5 protein-coding genes are annotated in these 3,519 nt (G+C 51.6%); 3 read left to right on the top strand and 2 right to left on the bottom strand.

Annotated features, from left to right (window positions below):
- Window positions 1-103: 103 nt before the first annotated feature.
- Window positions 104-664, bottom strand: a complete 561-nt coding sequence (locus tag PHV74_15555) for a hypothetical protein (GenBank protein ID MDD5095769.1) — start codon at window positions 662-664, stop codon at window positions 104-106.
- A gap of 16 nt (window positions 665-680) precedes the next feature.
- On the opposite strand from PHV74_15555, the gene PHV74_15550 reads away from it, so the two are divergent.
- Window positions 681-944: a hypothetical protein gene (locus tag PHV74_15550; protein MDD5095768.1), complete on the top strand. Its 264-nt coding sequence runs from the start codon at window positions 681-683 to the stop codon at window positions 942-944.
- 383 nt (window positions 945-1,327) lie between these two features.
- On the opposite strand, the gene PHV74_15545 is transcribed toward PHV74_15550, so the two are convergent.
- Window positions 1,328-1,702, bottom strand: coding sequence for a pyridoxamine 5'-phosphate oxidase family protein (locus PHV74_15545; GenBank protein MDD5095767.1), 375 nt, complete (start codon window positions 1,700-1,702; stop codon window positions 1,328-1,330).
- A gap of 148 nt (window positions 1,703-1,850) precedes the next feature.
- Here PHV74_15545 and PHV74_15540 point away from each other — a divergent pair, with 148 nt between their 5' ends.
- Window positions 1,851-2,807 carry an Lrp/AsnC family transcriptional regulator gene (locus tag PHV74_15540; GenBank protein ID MDD5095766.1) on the top strand — a complete coding sequence of 319 codons (957 nt, stop codon included), beginning with the start codon at window positions 1,851-1,853 and terminating at the stop codon, window positions 2,805-2,807.
- Between the two features lie 76 nt (window positions 2,808-2,883).
- The gene (locus PHV74_15535; protein ID MDD5095765.1) at window positions 2,884-3,378 is read left to right on the top strand and encodes an IS3 family transposase; all 495 of its coding nucleotides are present in this window, start codon (window positions 2,884-2,886) and stop codon (window positions 3,376-3,378) included.
- Window positions 3,379-3,519 lie beyond the last annotated feature (141 nt).

Below are 3,519 nucleotides of genomic sequence, written 5' to 3'. Positions count from 1 at the left end.
CAGGCCATCTTGCTCCAGATGCTTGGATTACATCTGCCCCAGAGAATGAGGATTTACAAAAATGTAGTGTAGACTTTACGCTCGGGAGAACCACCTCCCAGATTCAAAACTGCGGAAGTTGGGCTAGTACGTTGACTCCTCCACCGAGCGCAAAAATAGCCGCATTGGGTCCGACCGGTGTTTTGAAGCAGTCGAACGTAACCAGTAAGTCGATCATCTCGTCCAGATCGGCGGCGGAGATCATGCCTGTCTGTTTGGACAGGGTTTCCCAGATGGCGTCCGAACCGGCAAGCGACGCGGTATGAGAGGAGACTGCCCTCGCACCGTCAGCGGTCCTTCCCCCCTTGACGGCGATAACTGGTTTCCTCAGCGCCGTCTTTTGTAGCAGCTCGAAGAACCTCCGTCCCTCTCTGAATCCTTCGATGTACACAGCGATGATTTGAGTTTGGGCATCATTGGCAAGATACTCCAGCAAATCTGCTTCGTTCACATCCAGGGCATTGCCATAACTGACAACTTTGCTGAAATGGATACCCCGGACAAGGCCGGACTCAACCACATAAGTCGTGTTGCCGCCACTCTGGCAGAGATAACCCACCGGCCCGCTGACTCTTGAGAAATCACGGCTATAGCTGAGTCCCGCTTCCGGCCAATAGACTCCCATACAATTGGGCCCAATTATGCGAATGTTTCCCTCGGAGACGATTTTTAAAATCGCCCCCTCCTTGACTTTCGGTCTCACTGAACCCCGCAGTGAAGAGGTGGACGACCCTGACGTTCTTGTCCACACACTCTCGCATCAGATGAGGAATCGTCGCCGCAGGGATTGCCGCGATAACGTAGTCTACCGGACCAGGAACATCCTGAATACTGCGATACGTTTTGATGCCCAATATATCGTCATCACTGCGGGAGATGAAGTGGATTTCGCCGCGGTATCCTGAATTAATCATCGCTTGCTGGAATTGGAAGTAAACCGGGCGACTGGGGTCGGATGAGGCTCCTACAATAGCGACCGAACGAGGACGGAAGCTGTAATCCCAAACGGGGGAAGAAGCGGACGTCTCGCGCTGGCTCAAATCGCTCATCTCATGCCTTATGTGGGCAAGCCACACAGGGTAATGTTCTCCATGGAGTCATTACAGCAGAAACCGGCCGGATTGCCAGAATGAAAGGGATCTCCGGGAATTATCCAAAATGAATTCATTTCAACATCAATGCGACTGCCCACGGCGTGCCAATGAAATTCAATGGATATCCCGTGCCAAAATGCTGCTATCCTATCAGATGTGTGTGCCTGAGGACCCAAGGACGTGCAGTCACCATGTCAAGCTTTGGATGGGAAAGCATATATCTCGCTGACTGCAACCTTGACGACACATTGAGGAACGAGCTTCATCTTGGTCCATTCGGCCTTTAACGACTCAAAGAAGGGCCCACTTGTTTCCACAGTGGCCTTCCCTTTAAACTGGAATTCCCGCATCTTGTCGTCAACCACTGTAATGGCTACAAAAGGATTATCGTGGACGTTCTTGTAAGTTTTACCCTTGGTTCCACACCCAAAGCCCAGGGTTTGATCATCCAGCACCCTCGGCGATCCCATAGCGACTACATTTGGTATGCCGTCTTTCGTTGCAGTAGCTACCATCGCGTAACGTTTGCTCTTGATCATCTGTTTCATCTCTTCAGTCAATACTGCCATGTTGACCTCCTTAAACCATTCATTGCCAGAATTAAGCAGCAACTTATGAGCATAATGAATACATTAAAGCCCTACTTGAAGGCATAACACTCACATAGTATCATATAGGTGCTGGTTATGGCAATCACCAGGGATACTTTGTTGCGAGATGAAAGACAAAGATACACTATCATTCCGAGCTGAAAAAATCGATGAGCTTGACCAAATGCTGCTCAAGGAATTGGAGGTCGATGCCAGACAAAGCAAGGCTGATCTGGCTGCAAAGCTCAACATGAGTCCTGACACGGTGCGGCGTAGAATGCAGCGACTGGTTGAGCTGGACGTGATGAACATCGTTGCCATCCCTGACCGACAGTCACTGGGATTTCCGCTGATGACGTTGTTCGTGATCAACGCGCGGCCCGGCAAGGCTAGAGATGTGGCAGATTACTTGAGGGAACACCGCTCTGCACGGGCAATTGTTAGTGTCACTGGCCGCTATGACATATTCTTTTCGGCGACGTTTCGCGATCCGCAGGAACTTCTTCTGTTCATCACTGAGGAACTGGGCACCAATCCCGATGTGGCCGATCTTGAAACCATGACAGTCTTGAGAATGGTCAAAGATTCCTGGATGTACCTGAGAGGCGAGGAATCGGGTCTCAAGGAGGCTAGGCTCCGAGCACTTGATTCCCATGATCTCAGACTAATCCGAGAGATAGAGTCAGAGCCCAGAGCGAGCATCACCGATCTGAGCAAGAATTTGGGCCTCGGCAGGCTATCCGTCAGTCGTAAACTGCAGGCCCTCTTCGATGATAACATCTTGCGAGTGGTCAGCGTCGCCGATCCGATGGCGTTTGGCTACGACGTGCAGGTCGCAATACTGGCAAGGATTCAGCCGGGAGCGATCGTGGCGCTTGTCGATAGGCTGCTTGTCGACAAGCGGGTCAATCATCTGGCGATTACTACCGGGGCTTTTCAGTTGATGATATCGGCGATATTTCACAATTCGAATGAGCTTTCCGAGTTTGTCAGGCATTATTTGAGGAGCTCCGCAGAGGTGTTGCATACCGAGACGCTCTTATATATGTCGGGGGCAAAACGCCGGTTCGGGTTGACGAGATGAAGAACAGCAAGACAAGTACCATGGCCGACTTATTGACCGAAATAGGCTTCAAGTGGAACCCCACGGGCGTGAGCCCGTGGGGTTCCACTTAGAACAAGGCGGAAGGCGAAGGCCGGAGGATGAAATTGTTCTGATGACCCGAGTCAGAGAGCTTCATCAACAGACCAAAGGGGTTTACGGCAGCCGACGGATAGCTGGGAGGCTGCAAGGGATGGGGTATCCGGTAGGGCGGCATCGAGACCGCAGCCTGATTCAGAAAGCAGGGGTATCGGTCAAACGCAGCAGACGATACCGGATGACCACCAACAGCCGACACCATCATCCAGTCACTCCCAATCTGCTCAACCGCCAGTTTGACATCAATGGTCCCGACAAGGTATGGGCATCGGATATCACCTATCTCTGGACCAGGGAAGGCTGGCTGTATCTGGCGGTGGTGATGGATATCTACTCGCGCAAGATCATCGGATGGGCTACATCAGACCGGATCACGGCCGATCTGGCTGCAAGGGCACTGAGGATGGCGCTGGGAAGGAGACGGCCGGGAGCCGGATTGATTCATTCTACATAGCATTCAAAATGGCATTAATCCAGGGCCAATCAGTCAAATTTTTCAACGCTTTTCTATTGGATGCCAAGTGTGCCAGTCCATGTTCTGCTTGAAGGGTGGCAGCATTGAGTGAATCGAATACCCGGTTTGCGAAATAATCTC

The organism is Dehalococcoidia bacterium, from assembly GCA_028711995.1.
Taxonomy (GTDB): domain Bacteria; phylum Chloroflexota; class Dehalococcoidia; order SZUA-161; family SpSt-899; genus JAQTRE01.
This window is presented reverse-complemented; position numbering and strand designations above follow the sequence as displayed.